This window comes from Halobacterium hubeiense (genome assembly GCF_001488575.1).
GTDB lineage: Archaea > Halobacteriota > Halobacteria > Halobacteriales > Halobacteriaceae > Halobacterium > Halobacterium hubeiense.
Genome location: NZ_LN831302.1, coordinates 114,258 through 130,379, shown reverse-complemented (window position 1 = coordinate 130,379; position 16,122 = coordinate 114,258). Strand labels below are relative to the sequence as shown.

The following is a 16,122-nucleotide window of genomic DNA, read 5'->3' as shown; positions in this document are numbered from 1 at the left end:
TGAGATGTAGGTATGACAGAAACAGTGGACCCGACGGCTGCCCACCGGCGCAGCCTGAAGGTGACCACAATCGCCACTCTAGGCGGCGTCGCCGCGGCGTTCGCCTCGGAGGCGGTCGTCGCCGACGCGACCAGCCGCACGGGGCTGCTCGTGTTGCTCGGCGTGGTCGCCGTCGAACTCGGGCTGATGCGCGCCACCGGCGTCGACGTCACCGACTTCTCAGCGAAAGACCACCTCTACGTCGGCTTCATGTCGTTCGCCCTCTGGTTCATCACGTGGGGCGTACTGCTCTCGGAAGGCATCACCTTCTAACGATGGCCGACGACAGCATCGCGGTCGTGGACCTCGACAGGTGTCAGCCCGACCGATGTAACTACGAGTGCTCGAACTACTGCCCGCCGAACCGGACGGGCAAGGAGTGCATCACGCTGCGCGGCGAGGAGGCCGAGGACGGCGACCCCGACCAGGTCCGCATCTCCGAGGAAATCTGTCTCGGGGAGAGCTGCGGCATCTGCGTCGAGAAGTGCCCGTTCGACGCCATCGAAATCATCAACCTCCCGCAGGAACTCGACGACGAGCCCACGCACCGCTACGGCGAGAACGCGTTCTCGCTGTACGGCCTCCCCGTTCCGGAGTCCGGGAAGGTGACCGGCCTGCTCGGCCCGAACGGCATCGGGAAGTCGACGGCGGTGAAGATTCTCGCCGGCGAAATCACGCCGAATCTCGGCCGCCACGAGGACGAACCGTCGTGGGACGAGGTCGTCGATGAGTACCGCGGCACCGAGCTCCAGGACTACCTCGAAGCCGTGCGCGCCGGCGACGTCGACGTCGCGCGCAAGCCCCAGTACGTCGACCAGATTCCCGACCAGTTCGACGGCACCACGCGGGAACTGCTCGAACGCACGGACGAACGGGGCGTCCTCGACGACCTCGTGGACCGGCTGTCGATTCGCCCGGTCATCGACCAATCCATCGACTCGCTGTCGGGCGGCGAGCTCCAGCGCGTGGCGCTGGCGGCGACGCTGACCCGCGACGCGGACTTCTACTTCGTGGACGAGCTCACGCCGTACCTCGACATCGGCCAGCGCGTCACCGCCGCGCGCATCGTCCGCGAACTCGCCGAGGAGGAGGACAAGGCCGTGCTGGTCGTCGAACACGACCTCGCGGTGCTGGACCTGCTCGCGGACTCCATCCACGTCGCGTACGGTGAACCCTCCGTATATGGTGTCGTCACGCCACCGAAGAGCGTGCGCAACGGCATCAACGAGTACCTGCGCGGCTACCTCGACAACGAGAACATGCGCATCCGGCCGGAGGCCATTACGTTCGAGGAGCACGCGCCCCGGGAGACCTCGACGGCGGAGACGCTGGTCTCGTACCCGGACCTTACGAAGTCCTACGGCGACGGCGAGTTCACGCTGTCCGTCGACGGCGGCGACATCAACCGCAACGAGGTGCTGGGCGTGGTCGGCCCGAACGGCATCGGGAAGTCCACGTTCGCCCAACTCCTCGCTGGCGACCTCGACGCGACGAGCGTCGCCGGCGAGGCGGGCGCGGACCTCGATGTCGGGCTGGACATCGCGTACAAGCCCCAGTACGTCGAGGCCGACCAGCACATCCGCGTGGACGCGTTCCTCTCCTCGATTACCGACGACTTCGGGACAAGCTACTGGAACACCGAAATCGGCGACCCGCTGCAGCTGGACCCCATCCTCGAACAGAATCTGACGGACCTCTCGGGCGGGGAGCGCCAGCGCGTCGCCATCGCCGCGACGCTGTCGAAGGACGCCGACCTCTACCTGCTGGACGAGCCGAGCGCGCACCTCGACGTCGAGCAGCGCGTGCTCGCGACCCGCGCCATCCGGCGGTTCGCGGAGAACCGCGAGACCACCGTGATGGTCATCGACCACGACATCTACATGATCGACCTCGTGAGCGACCGGCTGATGGTGTTCGATGGCGAGCCCGCCGAACACGGCCGCGCCTCGACGCCGCAGCCGATGCGCTCGGGCATGAACGAGTTCCTCGCGAACCTCGACGTCACCTTCCGCCGCGACGAGAACCTCGGCCGCCCGCGCATCAACAAGCCCGGCAGCCAACTCGACAAACAGCAGAAGCGCGACGGCGAGTACTACTACACGACCGAGTAGCGCGCCGACGCGCCACTCGCGGTTTTTCGAGCAGATTCTCGTGACCCATCGCCCGAGACAGCTGTTCCGCCCGGAGAGCCGCTTAACCCGACTTAATCGGCGTTAATTGTACGGAAGTCGCGTCCACGGTCCCGCGGGTATAAGCCCCGGGACGCCCAACGACCGGTCGAGATGAAAGCGACCGTACTGCTCGTGACTGCGCTCCTCGTCGTCGGCGCCGCGGCGCCGATGGCGGTCGCCGCGTCAGCGGCCGACGGGTCGGCGGCGGCCGACGCCGTGGTGACGCAGGAGGAGGACGCAGCGAACGGGACCGACAACGAGACCGAGACGGCGCCCGGCGCCAGGCTCGCCGGCGTCGTCGGCGTGCAGGGCGCCGAAGTCGAGGGCGAAGTCGAGCAGCGGTCGCTGAGAGAACGGCTCAGGGCCGCGAACTCGAACGCCTCGAAGGCGTCGGTGGTCGCCAACCAGACGCGGACCCTCGACCAGCGCCTCGAAGAGCTCCGCGAGCGCAAGCAGGAGCTGGAAGCGGCCCGCGACAACGGGACCATCCCCCCGGGGCGCTACCGCGGCGAGGTGGCGGGGCTCGCGGCCCGGATTTCGACGCTACAGGCGATGAGCAACGAGACCGCCGACACCGCCCGTAGCCTGCCCGACAACGAGCTCGAAGCCCACGGCGTGAACGTCTCGGCGCTCGACCGGCTGCGGACGTCCGCGAGCAACCTCTCGGGCCCCGAGGTCGCGGCCATCGCCCGCGACATCGCCGGCCCGCCCGGGAACCGCAGCGCGGGGCCGCCGTTCGGCAACGGCATGGGCGGCCCGCCGACTGACGTGCCCGGCGGCGGCGAGGACAACGAGACCGACAGCGGCCCGGGGAACGCGCCCGGTGCGCCTGGGAACGCGCCAACCAATCCCGGCAACGACAGTGACGCCGGCAACGCGACGGACGACGACACCGCCGGCCCTGGCGTGGACGCGCCCGGTAACGACGCCGACGCGAACACGACCGAGACGAGCGACGGCGACGCCGACAGCGGCGACTCTGACACTGGTGGCGCCGGCAGCGGTGGCGACGGCAACGCGGGCCCGCCCGACGACGCGGGCAACGGGAACGACTCGCCCGGTCGCTCGCTGGTCGACTGGAACGCGCTCGCCGCGCTGCTCCCCTAATCGCGGTACGGTCGCAGTCAGTTCTTCGTCGCGGGATTCACCGAACACAGATACGGCAGAGCGAACCAGCCGATAGCGAGCATCCGCGAGCCGAGTGGTCTGAAAGACCCGAGGCGAGCGGTTCACCGCGCGAACGCAGTGAGCGCGGGCCGACGAGTGACCGTAGGGCGCGAGGAGTGCTTTTGGTGTCGGTTTTGCCGAGCGAGGCGGCGAAGCCGCCGAGCGCAGCGCAAAAGCGCCCTTAGAAGACCGTGCGCTGGCAGCTGCCGCAGAGGTGCTGTTCCTTGCGGTCGACTTCGCGGACGGTCGGGGAGAAGTTCATCGCGCAGCGGTTGTTGTCGCAGTGTTCGAGGCCGAGCGTGTGCCCGACTTCGTGGACGACCTCCTTGCGCACGCGGTCCGCGAAGACGTCGCTGGCGGGACGCTCGGAGAAGCCACCGTCGCTGGAGGTCTGGAGGCGGTACGTGGAGACGACACACCCCTGGCCGTCGAGGTATGCGAGTCCGAAGACGTAGTTGCGGCGACGGTAGTAGAGGTCCTCGGGCGTGATGGCGATGGTCTTGTCGCCGTTGCCGGCGCGGGTGGCAACGTCGATGAGTTCGGCGGCGCGGTACTGGCCGCGGGCGTCGTCGTACGCGCTCTCGGGGACGGGCTGTTCTGTCGCGACGACGACGTCGCAGTCGTAGATGCTCCGAAGGCTCGCAGAGGCCTCGCGTTTGACGTTCGCGGGAACGTCGCCGACGGGCACGATGTCGACCCGCATTGGGACGACGTTAAGCGCCGCGAGATATAAACATCCCGGCGTGGGAAACCCACCCGAGGCCGTGGCGATGCTCGCCGACCACCAGCGGCTGGTGGAGGTCGGCGTGGGCCGGCGGCCGGACATGGCGGCCGAGCTAGCGGCTCGCGGTCGAGACGTGACGGCGACAGACGTCCACGAGCGCGAGGTGCCCGAGGGAGTGACGTTCGTGCGCGACGACGTGACCGACCCCGACGCGTCGGTGTACGCCGACGCCGACGCCGTGTACGCGCTGAACTGCCCGCCGGAACTCCACCGGCCGCTCGTCGCCGTGGCGGAGGCCGCGGACGCGGCGTGCCTGTTCACGACGCTGGGCGGCGACCAGCCCGCAGTTCCCGTCGAGCGGCGGCCCGTCGCCTCGGGGACGCTGTACGTCGCGCGGGAGCGCGGCGAGTCGGGGCGTCCGGGGACGTAACTGTCTTTTCGGCGGGCCGCGTCGGTCGAGACATGGAAGTGGACGCGGTCGTGCTCGACGTCGACGGCGTGCTCGTGGACGTCGCGGACTCCTACCGGCGCGCCATCGTAGAGTCGGTCCAGTACGTCTACGGGGACACCATCGAGAAGGCCGCCGTCCAGCAGTTCAAGGACGCGGGCGGGTTCAACAACGACTGGACGCTGACGGACGCGGCGGCGCTGTTCGTGCTCGCCCGACGCGAGGGCTACGAGGGCGACGTCGGCGAGTTCACCGACCAGGTCGCCGCGCACGGCGGCGGGCTGGCGGGCGCGGAGGAAGTCGTGGAGTCGCACCTGGACCCCGAGGGCGTCGAGCGCGTGCGCGAGGACTGGCGCCCCGACCGGCTCCGCGAGGTGTTCCAGCAACTGTACCTCGGCAGCGACCTCTACGAGGAACTGGAGGGCGAGGAGGCCGACCTCCCCGCTGAGGAGGGGTACATCAACGACGAGCCGGTCATCGTGACGCCCGAGACAATCGACGCGCTCACCAGCGAGTTCCCCGTCGGCGTGCTGACCGGCCGGCCGGAGGCGGAAGCCGAAATCGCGTTAGAGCGCGTGGGCCTCGACGTGCCCGCTGAGCGCCGGTTCACGATGGACGACTGGGAGGAGGGCAAGCCCCACCCGCGAGCGCTCGTCGCGCTCGCCGAGCGCACGGGCGCCGACAGCGTGGCGTTCGTCGGGGACACCCTCGACGACGTCGAGACGGCGGTGAACGCGAGCGAAGCGGACCCGGAACGGTCGTACTACGCGTTCGGCGTGCTGACCGGGGGGCTGACAGGGCCGGAGGGCCGCCGGAAGTACGAGGACGCGGGCGCGGACGGCGTGCTCGACTCCGTCAACGACCTCCCCGAGGCCGTCGAGCCGCGCGGCGAGTAGCTCAGAGGTCGACGTAGGGAATTGTCGCCGTCTCCGCGTCGGTGTACGCGAGCGCGTCGGCGTTCGTCACGCCCTCGGGCGTCACGAGGTCGAGGACGTTCGGCGCGTTGTCGTTGCGCGCGCCGCCGAAGTAGTAGCCGGAGTTCGACGCCTGCACCTGCCGGACGCGGCCCGGGACGCTTCCCTCCTGGGAGAGCAGGAGGGGCGCGATGCGCTTGTCGGCGAGCGACCCGCCGAACGCGCTCTTCGGCACCTCGATCTTTATCGCGTCCAGCGACTGGTACGCGGAGACGGACACGTCGCTGGTGACCGTCGTGCCGTCGGCGGCCTCGACTTGCGGTGGGTTCCACCCCTCGACGAACACCCGCTGCTGGTAGGGCGCCTCGAAGGTGGCGTTGACGCCCTCGCGGGCCTCGACGGTGCCGTCGTCGGCGGCGGGGTCGCTGACGTACACCTGCACGGTCTGGAGGCTGAACCCGTTGCCGCCCCACGGGTTCGTGAGCGGGCCGGCCAGCGAGACGAGGAACTGGACGGTCGTGTCGGTCTCGTAGACGCCGAAGGTGTCGATGTCGAAGACACCGTCCTGGAAGACGTCCGCGGTCGGGTGCGTGTAGTCGCCGGGGCCGTGGTCGTCGCCGGTGGCGTCGTCGAACTCCGCGATGGGGTCGCCGACGTCGGCGTACGCGACAGTCTTCCGGGCGACCGTCGTCCCCGCCTCCGCGACGTCGCCGCCGTCCGCGGCGACCACGGTGATGCGGGTCTCGCCGTCCGGCAGTTCGACGGTCGTCTCGAAGGCTCCGTCCTCGACGGGGACGCTGCGGGTGTCGCCGAGCGCGCTCACGACGACCTCCTCGGCGTCCGTGGTGCCGGAGACGGTCGCGGGCTGCTCGCCGACGACCCGCAGCGGGAACGACACGTCCAGCGACGGCCCCTCGGGCGCCGCGCCGTCGGCGTAGCGGTCGCGGACGGCCGCCGGGGTCTCGACCGGTTCGCCGGCGTCTAGCGAGTGCGCGAGCCGGACGAACTGCGCCATGCTCCACGACAGCGGCGTCGCCGAGCCGGTGCCCTCGCCGAATTCCCAGCCGAACGCGGTCGGCTCCTCGCGGTCCCACACCTGCTCGGGGAGCATCCGACCGTCGTTGGCGAACCCGGCCATCGTACGGAGCAGCGCCGCGGGGTCCTCGTCGCCCGCGAGCAGCTCGTACTCCGCGCGCTCGCCGGTGAAAATCGGCCACAGGCGGCCCTTCCCGGCGTTGTCGAGGCTCCACGGGGCGCCCGCGCGGTACTGGCCGGAGCCGTCCTGCTCGCCGTAGCCGTCGCCGTTGTACCGGTAGAACGCGGGGCCGTGGGGTGTCTCCACGCGGATGGCGTCGTCCACGACGGAGACGGAGTTCTGGACGACCGGGTCGTCGGCGGGCTTCACGCCGAGGCGGACGAGTTCGAGGAAGCCGGCGTCGACGACCGCGCGCTCGTCGAGGGTCGGCCCGCCGTTGGCGAGGCTCCGCGGCGCGCCGTCGTCGGGGTCGCGGTCGTCGTTGACGCGGACGTAGTACGGCGTGGGTTCGTTGCCGTCCGCGCCGGTCTCGGTCGCCATCCACGCCTCGGTGTTGGCCTGCCAGTGGTCCGCGAGCGCGAGGTAGAGCAGCGCGTCCTCGCGGGCGTCGGCGTCGGCCGCGAGGTGCGCGGCGCCGACCAGACCCGCGATTTCCGCGGCGGTCGTGGACGGCGAGAGGCCGCCCTCCTCCTCCCAGCGCTCCTGGCCGGTCTCGGGGCCGTGGGCGGCGACGTAGTCGGCGGACGCCTTCACGTCGGCGTAGTCGAAGTCGAGGTCCGCGAGGGCGTGGTCGTGGCGCTCGACGAGCTGGTGGGCCAGCAGGCTCGGGAACGCAATCTCGTCGAGCTGTTCACCGCCCCAGCGCGTGCGGCCGTCGAGGTACGTGTTCTGCGGGAGGAAGCCGTCCTCGCGCTGCTGGACACCGTAGAGGTACTCGACGGCGGCGCGCATCGACTCGACGTCGCCCATCGCCTCGAAGGCGGTCGCGGACTGGTAGAGGTCCCGCCCCCAGACGTAGTTGTAGCCGTAGTCGCTGGGCTGGTTCGCCTGGACTTCGGTGCCCCACGGCACGCACAGCGCCGCCAGCCCTGCGCCCGGGAACTGCTTGGACTCGGCGGCTTTCAGCGCCATCGCGGCGAAGTTATACTGGGGTTCGAGGACGTCGTCGCCGGCGACGGACGCGGGTGTGTCGACGCCGCGCAGCCACGACCGCCACGACTTCGCGTACTTCGCTCGCGTGGCGTCGAACGACCGCTTGAGGCTGCCCGTGGCTTCGTCAAGCGCGGCGGCCTCGTCGGCGTTCTCGGCGAACCCGAGCGCGACCGTCTCCGAGAGCGCGGCGCCGGAGCCGATGCGCGCGGTGAGCGCAACGTTCCCGGACGCGTTCTCGTAGGCCGTCGAGGCGTCGCCGGCCGTGAGCAGCGGGGAGAGGCTGTCCCCGCCGACCACGTCGACGCTCGCCCACTCGAAGCCACTGCGCGCGGCGAGCGCGAGCGCGACGTTGTACGGGTCGCCGTTCTCGTCGCGAATCACGGCCTGGTCGTCGTTCTCGCCGGTGTCGTGTGCGGTGAGCGCGTATGCGGGGCCGTGCCCTTTCGCCTTGCCGTTGCCCTTGCCGCCGCCCTTCGCCTTGCCGTTGCCGTTTGCCTCGCGGAGCTGGCGGACGGACGCGTCGTCGCCGAGCCCGGAGTTCGACAGCGCGAGGTCGCAGACGACGTAGACGTCGTACTCGCGGCCGGCGCCGTCGAAGTCGACGTCCGCGAGCACCGCGTCGCCGTCGGGGTCGGCGGCGTACTCGACGGCCACCTCCCAGCCGCGCTCGGGGTCGGTCACCGTCTGTCGGAACAGGAGCGCGTCGTCCGCGACCGGCTCCGTGGTGCGTTCGAGGGCGTCGCCCGTGCGGTCCACCTGAAACGTGCGGGCGGCGTACTCGCTGTCGGGGTCGGCGACGAGCACGTCCAGCGTCCGCACGTTCGTCAGGTCCGCGCGCGGGAAGCGAGCCTGCGCGAGCGCACCCTCGGTGAGCGTGTACCAGACGCGGGAGGGGTCGTCGGCCGCGTGGTCGGCGACGGTACCGACGCCGTACTGCTCGCCGGTCGTCCAGTACGCGTCGTCGCCGCCGGACGGCGCGCCGGCCGCCGCGACGTTCCCTGAGCCCGCAACCGCCGCGGCCGCGCCGGTGCCGAGCGCCTTCAACAGCGTTCGCCTGTCGAGTGTTGGCATGCACCCCCACCCAGTGTGTTCCAAAACTTAATGTTTTATGTAGTAAATTATTTTTCGGGCCGCCGCCCGCGCCGGCGCCCACACAATTCTTAACCACGCGCCGGGAGACGGTGAGGTATGCGAATCGCGTTACTCGGCGGGACCGGCGACATCGGCGAAGGGCTGGCGCTGCGGTGGGCGTACGACACCGACCACGAGGTCGTGGTCGGGTCGCGGGACCCCGAGCGCGCTCGCGGGAAGGCCGAGGAGTACGAGACCGAGCTGGACAGCCGCGGCATCGACCGGAAGATTACGGGGTTCGCCAACGAGATGGCGGCCGACCGCGCGGACGTCGTGGTGCTGGCGGTCCCCCCCTACCACGTCGCGGACCTCGTGGCGGAAATCGCGGACCGCATCGACGAGGACACCCTGCTCGTGTCGCCCGCGGTCGGCATGAAGAAGCGGCAGGGCGGCTTCGACTACAACCCGCCGAGCGCGGGCAGCGTCACCGAACTCGTCGCCGAGACCGCGCCCGACGAGGTGCCGGTAGTGGGCGCGTTCCAGAACCTCGCGGCCGACCGGCTGGCGAACCTCGACGTGGAGTTAGAGTTGGACACGCTCGTCGTCGGCGACGACGGCGACGCCAAGGAGAACGTCGTCTCGCTCGCGGAGGGCATCGAGGGCATCCGCGCGCTGGACGCCGGGCCGCTGGCGAACGCCGCCGAGGTCGAATCGCTGACGCCGCTGCTCGTGGACCTCGCGCTCCACAACGACGGCCTACACGACGTCGGCGTCACGTTCGAGTGACGCGACCTCGCTGAGCTTCTCCAGCAGCGCGTCGGCGTCTGCTGCAACCACGCGAATCATCGCTTCCTTCCCGACTGCGCCGCGGTCGACGACGGCGTCGGGCGCGCGCTCGCGGCCGGCCATCGCCTCGCGCGCGGACCAGTCCATCGTGCCGTCGGCGTCCGCGGGCTCGTCGGTGCGGTCGATGCGCTCGACGTCCCAGCGCTCGCGCAGCGCCGCCTCGCGCTCCCGGCTCCAGCGGACGTTCCCGGCCGCCGAAACCCGCGGGTCGCGTTCGCGGACCCCCAGCAGGAAGCGCGCGACGTGACTGGACGCGCCCGGCGCGACGCCGCCCACGGCGCGGACGCCGCGCTTCGTCGCGTGCAAGCGCCCATCGACGGCGACCACGTCCTCGGGAGCGGTCGCGTCGGCGGGAGCGACAGCGACGTTCGTTCCGACTTCGGGCACGAGTTCGGGCGGCCACTCGCGTTCGAGCACGGCGGCCACGTCCCGGACCGCTTCGATTGCGTCGGTCGCGTCGTCGCTCTCGGGCGCGCGCGAGCCGTCCGGAACGGCGCGGCGCCCGTCAGCGATTGCGGCGTGGTCCACGGGACCGCTGCCGGCACCGAGCGAGAGGTCCGACTCGATGGCGCTGGCGGTGGCGTCGACGCCGCGCTCGACCGCTCGCTCGGGGTCGTCGCCGGCCGCGAGGCGAGCGGCGATGGCAGCGGAGAGCGTGCAGCCGGAGCCGTGGGTGTCGTCGGTGTCGACGCGCTCGCGGGAGAACGCCCGCGTCGTCTCGCCGGCGTAGACGTCCACGGGGTTGCCGTCGAGGTGGCCGCCAGTCAGCAGGACCGCGTCCGGGCCGAGGTCGCGGACGGCCTCGGCGGCCGCGCGGAGGTCGGCCTCGTCCTCGATTTCGACGCCCGCGAGCAGTTCGGCTTCGGGGACGTTCGGCGTGGCGAGCGCGGCCTCCGGGAGCAGGTCGTCGCGGACGGCGTCGACGCCGCGCTCGGTGAGCAGGCGGTCGCCGGACTGCGCGACGACGACGGGATCGACGACGACCGGGAAGTCGGCTGCGGCGATTGCGTCCGCAACTTCCTCGACCACGTCGGCGCCACCGAGCATTCCGGTCTTTGCGGCGGCGACGTCGAAATCCGAGACGACCGCGTCGTACTGTGCGCGGACGGTCTCGGGGTCGAGGACGGCGCTGTGGGTGACGCCGGTGGTGTTCTGCGCGGTGACGGCGATGAGCGCGGACGTGCCGAACGCGCCGCAGGCCTCGAACGTCTTCAGGTCGGCCTGCACGCCCGCGCCGCCGCCGCTGTCCGACCCGGCGACGGTGAGCGCGACGGGGCGCATCAGTCGTCGGCGGCGGGCGCGGCCCGCGACGGGAGGTCGACGCGCGGTTCGTCGGTGCCGAGTTCGTCCATGACGGCGTTGGCGGCGGCCTTCCCGGAGAGCAGCATCGCGCCGAACGTCGGGCCCATGCGCGTGAGGCCGTGGACGGTCGCCGTGGAGAGGCCCGCGGTCACGAGGCCGTCGTGGACCTTCCCGGTCTGTTCGACGACCTTGTCCTCGCTGTCGGCGACCCACATCGAGTCGTGGCCGGGGGAGTCGTGGCCGGGCGCGCCGTACTCGCCGTCCGCGGTCTTGTCCATGCCCGTGTTGTGTTCGTCGGCGTGCTCGATGCCCTCGGCCTCGACGACGCCGCGCTCCTGGAGTTTGGAGACGACGACGGCGTCGTGGCCGGTGGCGTCCACGACCACGTCGGACTCGACGGCGATGGGGTCGACGCAGGTGAGTTCGCGGGGGAGCGCGTGGACGGGCGTCCAGTTCATCACGATGCCCGCGACCTCGTGGTCGTCGCGCACGACGACGTCGGTGAACTCGGTCATGTTCTGGATGCGCGCGCCGGCGTCGCAGGCGGCCTTGATGAGCGACGAGCAGGCGTGCGGGCCGTCCGCGACCGCCAGCCCCTCGGTCTCGTCGTCGTACTCGTAGGGGACGCCGAGGTCGTCGAGGACGTCGTCGGCGGGCGCGCGGACGGTGAGCTTGTTCATCAGGAAGCCGCCGAGCCAGAACCCACCGCCGAGGTAGTTGTTCTTCTCGACGACGGTGACGTCAACGTCGCGCTCGGCGAGCTCCTTGGCGGCCATCAGCCCGGAGGGGCCGCCGCCGACGATGATGACGTCGGTCTCGGTGTCGTCGATGAACTCCTCCGTCCACTGGCGGGCAATTGCGCGCGTGACCTGTGCTTCGTCGGCGTCGGCGAACGAGTCGAACGACATATTCGCTAGTGTTACCACCGACTACTTATCGGTTGGGGTGTGCGACTGCGGCCGCGGGCCCACAGCCGAGTTTCGGCGTCGAACGGCCTCGGGCGGGGCGGACACCTGTCGCCGGGAGACCCCACCCATCGGAATCCCTTTCTCCGTGCGCGCCCTCCGTGTTAGTATCACATTTCTCGTCCACCGTAGCCCGTTAGCGCCGGGCTACACACGGTCGCGTGGCTTGCAAACGACCTGCACAGCGGGCGGCGCGTTCGCGCAGACGGAGGTGAGTGCATGAACCCGAACCGCGTTGACAGCCTCACCGACCTCGTGTACGGCGTGCTTATCTTCGTCTCGGTGGCGCTGTTCTCGGTCGTCGGCACCCGGACCGGACTGGCGTTCGGGCTGGGCGTGCTGGCGTCGTACGTCGTCCACATCGCGTGGAAGATGGCGCGCTTCGACCCCGACTGGATGACCGAAGCGGTCACCGACACCGTCGAGGAGACCGTCAGCGAGACCGTCGACGAGACGGTCGAGGAGAAGGTTGGCGAAACTGTCGAGGAAACCGTCGAAGAGACCGTCGAGAAGTCCGTCGGCGAAACCGTCGACAAGACCGTGGAGGCCAGCGTCGAGGAGACGGTCGGCGAGACGGTCGAAGAGAAAGTCGGCGAAACCGTCGAGCAGACCGTCGAAGAAACCGTCGGTGAGACGGTCGAGGAGAAAGTCGGCGAAACCGTCGAGCAGACCGTCGAAGAAACCGTCGGTGAGACGGTCGAGGAGAAAGTCGGCGAAACCGTCGAGCAGACCGTCGAAGAAACCGTCGGTGAGACGGTCGAGGAGAAAGTCGGCGAAACCGTCGAGCAGACCGTCGAGAAGACTGTCGAGGAGACAGTGGGCGAGACGGTCGAAGAGAAAGTCGGCGAAACCGTCGAGCAGACCGTCGAGAAAACCGTCGAGGAGACAGTGGGGGAGACGGTCGAGGAGAAAGTCGGCGAAACCGTCGAGGAGACTGTCGAGGAGACGGTGGAGAAGACCGTCGAGGAGACCGTCGAGAAGACGGTGGAGCAGACGACCGGCGACACCGAGACCGACGAGTCCGTCGAGGAGAAAGTCGAAGCCGTCGAAGAGCGGTACGGTGACGAGGACGGCGAAGACGAGGACAGCGAGGAGGAGAAGCGGTCGCAAGACGACGTCGAGCCCGACGAGGACGAGCCCAAATGAGCGCGCTCGTCACGCGGACCGACAGCGGGGTGGCGGCGTGATTAGCGTCCTGCTCCTCGTGGGGATTCTGGTGGCGATGTTCGTCGGCTTCAACGTCGGCGGGTCGACGACCGGACCGGCGTTCGGGCCGGCGGTCGGCGCGGACGCCATCTCGAAGCCCGTGGCGGCGCTGCTGATGACCGCGTTCTTCGCGGTCGGCGCGTGGACGCTCGGCCGCCGGGTCGTGGACACGCTCGGGCGCGAGCTCGTCACGAACCCCGGCATCTTCACGCTGGAGGCCAGCATCGGCGTGCTGTTCTTCGTGGGGCTGGCGCTGTTCGTCGGGAACTTCTTCGGCGTGCCCGCCTCCACGTCGATGACGGCCGTCGGCGCCATCGCGGGGCTGGGCGTCTCCCAGAACGCCCTCGACTGGGCGGTGTTCGGGGAAATCGCCATCTGGTGGCTGGTCGCGCCCGTCATCGGCTTCTGGGTGTCGCTGGTCGTCGGCCGGTACTTCTACGCGCGGCTCCACCGGCTCATCGCGATGGAGCGCAGCGGCGGCGACCTGCTGGAACTCGACCGTTCGGGCGTCGTCCCGGTGCCGCGGCCGACAGAGACGACGAACCGCCGCGAGCTGTGGGGCGTCACGACGGTCATCGCCATCGGGTGTCTGATGGCGTTCAGTTCGGGGACGAGCAACGTCGCCAACGCCATCGCACCGCTCGTGGGCAGCGGCGTCTTAGAGATGAACCCGGCTATCATCATCGGCTGTGTGGCGGTCGGCATCGGCGCGTTCACCATCGCGCGCCGCACGCTGGAGACGATGGGCAGCGACATCACGGAACTCCCGCTGACCGCGGCCATCGTCGTCGCGGTGGTGAGCGCGTCGCTGGTCATCTTCCTGTCGGCCATCGGCATCCCCGCGAGCTTCGTCGTCATCGCGACCATGTCCATCGTCGGCCTCGGTTGGGGGCGCGCGACGCGCCCGGTGTCGGTGCCCGACGCCGTCCGCGGCGAGGGCGAGGTTCCCGTCTCCGTGGGTGGGCTCGCCGCCGACGAGGAGGGCGACGAGGAAGTGCCGGAAATCGGCGAAGAGGAGCCCGAGGACATTCCGAGCGCGTCGGACCTCTTCGACCCCGGGACGACCGCCCGGGTCGTCCTCATGCAGAACGTCGTCCCGATGCTGGCGACCGTCGGCGCCTACCTCACGTTCCGCTTCGTCCCCGTCTTCGGCTTCTGACGGGGGCGCTCACAGCGTCCAGAAGAACGCGATGCCGGCGACCGTGACGAACGACAACAGCAGCTGCAGCGGCATCCCGACGCGGACGTAGTCGCTGAACTTGTAGCCGCCCGGCCCGTAGACGAAGAGGTTCGTCTGGTAGCCGACGGGCGTCATGAACGCCGTCGAGGCCGCGAACGTCACCGCGAGCACGAACGCGAACGGGTTCGCGCCGACCTCCAGGGAGGCCTCGACGGCGACGGGAATCATCAACACGACGCTGGCGTTGTTCGAGATGACGCCCGTAATGAGGCTGGTCGCCATGTAGAACACCCACAGCACGCCGATAGCGGGGAGGAACTGGCCGGTGGACGCGACCAGCGCTCCCAGTAGTTCCGCGCCGCCGGTCTGCTCTAAGGCGATGCCGAGCGGAATCACGCCCGCCAGCAGGAAGATGACGTTCCAGTCCACGGACTCGTAAATCTCGCCGGGCCGCAGCACGCCGGTGGCAACCATCGCGACGACGCCCGCGAGCGCCGACACGACGATGTTGATGGGGAGCAGCGTCGCCGCGCCGATGACGCCGACGATGGTGGCGACGGCGTACGGAATCTTCTCGGTGCGGTAGTCGGGCTCGTCGGGCTCGTGCGCGAGGATGAAGTCCGGGCTCTGGGAGAGCCGGTCGATGCTGTCCTCGGGTGCCTGAATCAGCAGCGTGTCGCCGACGCGGAGCTTCAGCTCGTCCATGCGCTGGCGGACGGTCTCCCCCCGGGAGCGGTACGCCAGCACGTTCGCGTCGTAGCGCCCGCGGAACGACGACGACTGCAGCGTCTCGCCGACCAGCGACGACCCCGACTGGATGACCAGTTCGACGAGCGTCTGCTCTGCCTCCTCGGTGCTGGGCTCCAGTTCGGGGTCGGTCTCGGGCGCGCCCGTCAGCGCGAGGTCGTCGACGTTCGCGATAGCGCCCAGCGTCTCGCGGTCCGTCCGAATCGTGAGCACGTCCCCGGGCTTGATGACTTTCTGCCCGATGGGCTCGATGAACCGCTCGCCGCCGCGCACGAGCTGGAGGACGTCCGCGTCGAAGCGCTGCTCGTCGATGGCCTCCGAGACGGTCTTCCCGACGAGCGGCGAGGACGCCTGCACGACGACCTCGCTGAGGTAGTCCTGCATGTCGTACTCCGCGAGGTAGTCCTCCTCCGGGGGGACGCGCTCGGGGAGCAGCCAGTAGCCGATGGTCATCAGGTAGGCGGCGCCGACCACGAGCACGATGGCGCCGAGGTGCGTGAACTCGAACATCGAGAACGCGTGCAGGGCCTCCACGCCGCGCTCGGTGCCGATGCGCTCGGCGGTCTGGCTCGCGAGGATGTTCGTCGACGTCCCGATGAGCGTCAACATTCCGCCGAGCATCGACGCGAACGACAGCGGCATCAGTAGTTTCGAGGGAGAGGTCCCGCCCTTGTGCGCGAGGTCGCTGATGACGGGGACGAGGATGGCGACGACGGGCGTGTTGTTGATGAACCCCGACGCTGGCCCCGTGGCGAGAATCGTGGAGGCGAGCTGGCGGTGCTTGTTCGTGCCCGCGAACGCGGACATGTACCGACCGATGATCTGGACGACGCCCGACCGCGAGATGCCGTTGCTCAGGATGAGCATCGCCAGCACCGTGATGGTCGCCGGGTTCGAGAACCCCGACAGCCCCTCCGTGACGGAGATGTTCGTCCAGTCCTGCAGGACCATCAGCGTCACCATCACGAGAATCGCGGTGACGTCCAGCGGCAGTGCCTCCGTCACGAACAACACCAGCGTGATTGCGACGAGCACGAAGACGACTGCCATCTCGGTCGTCACCGGGGGGAGGTCCCCGAGTGCGGCGAGCGGCAGAGACGCGAACATGGGGGGACTGTCGGCGGTGGGTTACAACAGCCTGACGGTCGCTGCGC

General features: G+C 69.8%; 13 protein-coding genes. 8 read left to right on the top strand and 5 right to left on the bottom strand.

Annotated elements, in window-relative coordinates:
* The first annotated feature begins 12 nt into the window (after positions 1-12).
* The 3 genes from HHUB_RS00660 to HHUB_RS16450 all read left to right on the top strand — a co-directional run bounded on the left by HHUB_RS00660 (position 13) and on the right by HHUB_RS16450 (position 3,317).
* On the top strand, positions 13-312 hold the full coding sequence (locus tag HHUB_RS00660) for an EMC6-like membrane protein (protein ID WP_059055264.1): 300 nt from the start codon (positions 13-15) through the stop codon (positions 310-312).
* A 2-nt stretch (positions 313-314) separates the two neighbouring features.
* A complete protein-coding gene (locus tag HHUB_RS00655; RefSeq protein WP_059055263.1) occupies positions 315-2,150 on the top strand; it encodes a ribosome biogenesis/translation initiation ATPase RLI in 1,836 nt (611 codons plus the stop codon).
* Between the two features lie 171 nt (positions 2,151-2,321).
* A complete protein-coding gene (locus HHUB_RS16450; protein WP_059055261.1) occupies positions 2,322-3,317 on the top strand; it encodes a coiled-coil domain-containing protein in 996 nt (331 codons plus the stop codon).
* Between the two features lie 241 nt (positions 3,318-3,558).
* Here HHUB_RS16450 and HHUB_RS00645 read toward each other — a convergent pair whose 3' ends face one another.
* The gene (locus HHUB_RS00645) at positions 3,559-4,080 is read right to left on the bottom strand and encodes an archaemetzincin family Zn-dependent metalloprotease (protein ID WP_059055259.1); all 522 of its coding nucleotides are present in this window, start codon (positions 4,078-4,080) and stop codon (positions 3,559-3,561) included.
* 67 nt (positions 4,081-4,147) lie between these two features.
* On the opposite strand from HHUB_RS00645, the gene HHUB_RS00640 reads away from it, so the two are divergent.
* Both HHUB_RS00640 and HHUB_RS00635 read left to right on the top strand, forming a co-directional pair.
* Positions 4,148-4,531 carry a UPF0146 family protein gene (locus HHUB_RS00640; protein ID WP_059058135.1) on the top strand — a complete coding sequence of 128 codons (384 nt, stop codon included), beginning with the start codon at positions 4,148-4,150 and terminating at the stop codon, positions 4,529-4,531.
* A 32-nt stretch (positions 4,532-4,563) separates the two neighbouring features.
* Positions 4,564-5,445 carry a TIGR01548 family HAD-type hydrolase gene (locus tag HHUB_RS00635; RefSeq protein WP_059055257.1) on the top strand — a complete coding sequence of 294 codons (882 nt, stop codon included), beginning with the start codon at positions 4,564-4,566 and terminating at the stop codon, positions 5,443-5,445.
* A gap of 1 nt (position 5,446) precedes the next feature.
* Here the strand turns inward: HHUB_RS00635 and HHUB_RS00630 are convergent, their stop codons facing one another.
* Positions 5,447-8,722 (bottom strand): glucodextranase DOMON-like domain-containing protein, encoded by a 3,276-nt coding sequence (locus tag HHUB_RS00630; protein ID WP_082687130.1) that lies wholly within the window; start codon positions 8,720-8,722, stop codon positions 5,447-5,449.
* Positions 8,723-8,839: 117 nt separating this feature from the next.
* On the opposite strand from HHUB_RS00630, the gene npdG reads away from it, so the two are divergent.
* The gene (gene npdG / locus HHUB_RS00625; RefSeq protein WP_059055256.1) at positions 8,840-9,508 is read left to right on the top strand and encodes an NADPH-dependent F420 reductase; all 669 of its coding nucleotides are present in this window, start codon (positions 8,840-8,842) and stop codon (positions 9,506-9,508) included.
* Here the strand turns inward: npdG and thiD are convergent.
* Together thiD and HHUB_RS00615 are read right to left on the bottom strand one after the other, a co-directional pair.
* Entirely contained in the window at positions 9,479-10,849 is a 1,371-nt protein-coding gene (gene thiD / locus HHUB_RS00620; RefSeq protein WP_059055253.1) for a bifunctional hydroxymethylpyrimidine kinase/phosphomethylpyrimidine kinase, read from the bottom strand. The genes npdG and thiD overlap by 30 nt on opposite strands.
* Positions 10,849-11,778, bottom strand: coding sequence for a sulfide-dependent adenosine diphosphate thiazole synthase (locus HHUB_RS00615; protein WP_059055251.1), 930 nt, complete (start codon positions 11,776-11,778; stop codon positions 10,849-10,851). Before HHUB_RS00615 ends, thiD begins: the two co-directional genes overlap by 1 nt.
* A 276-nt stretch (positions 11,779-12,054) precedes the next feature.
* Between HHUB_RS00615 and HHUB_RS00610 the strand changes: the two genes are divergently transcribed.
* Both HHUB_RS00610 and HHUB_RS00605 read left to right on the top strand, forming a co-directional pair.
* The gene (locus HHUB_RS00610) at positions 12,055-12,981 is read left to right on the top strand and encodes a hypothetical protein (protein ID WP_059055249.1); all 927 of its coding nucleotides are present in this window, start codon (positions 12,055-12,057) and stop codon (positions 12,979-12,981) included.
* 37 nt (positions 12,982-13,018) lie between these two features.
* Positions 13,019-14,200, top strand: coding sequence for an inorganic phosphate transporter (locus tag HHUB_RS00605; protein ID WP_059055247.1), 1,182 nt, complete (start codon positions 13,019-13,021; stop codon positions 14,198-14,200).
* 9 nt (positions 14,201-14,209) lie between these two features.
* On the opposite strand, the gene HHUB_RS00600 is transcribed toward HHUB_RS00605, so the two are convergent.
* Positions 14,210-16,075 (bottom strand): SLC13 family permease, encoded by a 1,866-nt coding sequence (locus HHUB_RS00600; RefSeq protein ID WP_059055245.1) that lies wholly within the window; start codon positions 16,073-16,075, stop codon positions 14,210-14,212.
* Positions 16,076-16,122 lie beyond the last annotated feature (47 nt).

Excerpts from the sequence above, each read along its gene's own strand:
- HHUB_RS00660 (WP_059055264.1), top strand. The coding sequence starts at position 13 with ATGACAGAAACAGTGGACCCGACGGCTGCCCACCGGCGCAGCCTGAAG.
- HHUB_RS00655 (WP_059055263.1), top strand. The coding sequence starts at position 315 with ATGGCCGACGACAGCATCGCGGTCGTGGACCTCGACAGGTGTCAGCCC.
- HHUB_RS16450 (WP_059055261.1), top strand. The coding sequence starts at position 2,322 with ATGAAAGCGACCGTACTGCTCGTGACTGCGCTCCTCGTCGTCGGCGCC.
- HHUB_RS00645 (WP_059055259.1), bottom strand. The coding sequence starts at position 4,080 with ATGCGGGTCGACATCGTGCCCGTCGGCGACGTTCCCGCGAACGTCAAA.
- HHUB_RS00640 (WP_059058135.1), top strand. The coding sequence starts at position 4,148 with ATGCTCGCCGACCACCAGCGGCTGGTGGAGGTCGGCGTGGGCCGGCGG.
- HHUB_RS00635 (WP_059055257.1), top strand. The coding sequence starts at position 4,564 with ATGGAAGTGGACGCGGTCGTGCTCGACGTCGACGGCGTGCTCGTGGAC.
- HHUB_RS00630 (WP_082687130.1), bottom strand. The coding sequence starts at position 8,722 with ATGCCAACACTCGACAGGCGAACGCTGTTGAAGGCGCTCGGCACCGGC.
- npdG (WP_059055256.1), top strand. The coding sequence starts at position 8,840 with ATGCGAATCGCGTTACTCGGCGGGACCGGCGACATCGGCGAAGGGCTG.
- thiD (WP_059055253.1), bottom strand. The coding sequence starts at position 10,849 with ATGCGCCCCGTCGCGCTCACCGTCGCCGGGTCGGACAGCGGCGGCGGC.
- HHUB_RS00615 (WP_059055251.1), bottom strand. The coding sequence starts at position 11,778 with ATGTCGTTCGACTCGTTCGCCGACGCCGACGAAGCACAGGTCACGCGC.
- HHUB_RS00610 (WP_059055249.1), top strand. The coding sequence starts at position 12,055 with ATGAACCCGAACCGCGTTGACAGCCTCACCGACCTCGTGTACGGCGTG.
- HHUB_RS00600 (WP_059055245.1), bottom strand. The coding sequence starts at position 16,075 with ATGTTCGCGTCTCTGCCGCTCGCCGCACTCGGGGACCTCCCCCCGGTG.